Annotated in this window: 1 protein-coding gene; it reads left to right on the top strand. The window is 59.3% G+C overall.

Annotated features, from left to right (window positions below; all coding sequences use genetic code 11):
• The first annotated feature begins 536 nt into the window (after positions 1–536).
• Positions 537–1,820 carry a group II intron reverse transcriptase/maturase gene (gene ltrA, locus ACLEJQ_RS25705; RefSeq protein ID WP_440799904.1) on the top strand — a complete coding sequence of 428 codons (1,284 nt, stop codon included), beginning with the start codon at positions 537–539 and terminating at the stop codon, positions 1,818–1,820.
• The last annotated feature ends 78 nt before the right edge of the window (positions 1,821–1,898 follow it).

Raw genomic sequence — 1,898 nt, 5'->3', positions numbered from 1 at the left:
GCGCAAGCGCAACCAGCTTGGCTGTGGTGGCCTCGCTGGTGACTTGGAGGTGAAAGTCCTCTACACACCCGGCAAGGGGAAGTGTTAGCCAGAGGCAAGGGTGTCGCGGGTGACTGCGAATCTGAAGGAAGCCCGAGGCAAAATGCTGGCCTGACGAACAGGAAGCGGATTAGGCGGTGCAGCGGGGTAAGAAGGCCAATATCTTCAAAGCCCAATACTTGCACGGAACGTTGTAACGTAGATCCGACAGGCATAAGCAGGAAGGTCGCGCGAATTACCCTGGGAGATCTGCATGTTTGCCACTGTGCTACCGAGCGTCGAGAGGCGACGGGATGAACGTGCAGAAGTCAGCCGAAGCCATAGTAAGTGGCGGTCAACCAAGCCACCAAGGGCCGAACAGGTTATGCCGCCAGTAGGCGTCAGAGTCTCGTCGAATGTCGCCAAAGCAGAAATCTCTCGATAAGAGGGCTGTAACCCCAGGTGCTGGACGGAATCCAGGGCCTGCGGCCGGCAGTGCGCAGGCATCGGCGGCGTCTGTGACGTGGACGAACGCGGAGCCGCAGACGCTGATGGAGCGGGTGCTTGCACCCGCCAACCTGCGGCGTGCGTATCAGCGTGTGGTCAGCAACAAGGGCGCACCGGGTGCCGATGGCATGACGGTGGAGCAACTGGCGGACTACACGAATCAGTATTGGCCGATCCTCAAGGCTCGGTTGCTGGCCGGCGAGTATCACCCGCAAGGTGTGCGCGCTGTCGAAATCCCAAAACCTAAAGGTGGAATGCGACAGCTGGGCATTCCCTGTGTCGTGGATCGCCTGATCCAACAAGCCTTGCTGCAACAGCTCACGCCCATCTTCGATCCTCTGTTCTCGGACTACAGCTATGGCTTTCGTCCGGGCAGAAGCGCTCATCAAGCCATCGAAACAGCCCGTGCCCATGTGGCGGCGGGCCACCGCTGGTGCGTGGAACTCGATCTGGAGAAATTCTTCGATCGGGTCAACCACGATGTATTGATGGCCTACGTCAGGCGTCAAGTCGAAGACAAACGGGTGCTCAGGCTGATCCGTCGTTACCTCGAAGCCGGGACGATGGCAGGTGGGATCGTCAGCCGACGACAGGAGGGTACGCCGCAAGGCGGCCCGCTCTCGCCGTTGCTGTCGAACATCCTGCTCAACGAACTCGACTGCGAGCTGGAGCGACGGGGCCATCGCTTCGTGCGTTATGCCGACGATGCGAACATTTATGTGCGCAGTCGTCGTGCCGGCGAACGGGTGTTGGCCGGGGTTGAGCGCTTCCTGGGTCAGCGTTTGAAACTATCGCTGAATCGAGAGAAGAGTCGTGTGGCGCGGCCTTGGGTCTGTGATTACCTGGGTTATGGAATGAGCAGGCACCGACAGCCAAGATTGAAAGTGGCGACGCTGAGCCTGGGGCGCTTACGCGACCGGCTCAGAGACCTGTTGCGCAGCGCACGGGGTCACAAGATGGCGGAAGTCATCGAGCGTGTAAATCCGATGCTGCGTGGCTGGGCAGGCTACTTCAAGCTCAGCCAAAGCAAGAAACCGCTCGAAGAGCTGGACGGTTGGGTACGACGCAAACTTCGATGTATCGTCTGGCGCCAATGGAAGCAGCCCTCAACGAGGACACGCAACCTGATGCGCCTGGGTATCCACGAAGGGCGTGCCCGTACATCAGCAGCCAATGGCCGAGGTCCTTGGTGGAACTCGGGAGCGTCACATATGAATCAGGCGTTGCCGAAGAAACTGTGGAACCAGCTGGGACTGGTCTCGATACTGGATACGATCAACGGCTTATCCGCATAACCTGAACCGCCGTATACGGAACCGTACGTACGGTGGTGTGAGAGGACGGCGGATGTAAATCCGCCTCCTACTCGATCC

The organism is Pseudomonas sp. SMV71 (assembly GCF_052042015.1).
Taxonomy (GTDB): domain Bacteria; phylum Pseudomonadota; class Gammaproteobacteria; order Pseudomonadales; family Pseudomonadaceae; genus Aquipseudomonas.
The sequence above is the reverse complement of the archived record's forward strand: the minus strand, read 5'-3'. Positions and strand labels throughout refer to the sequence as shown.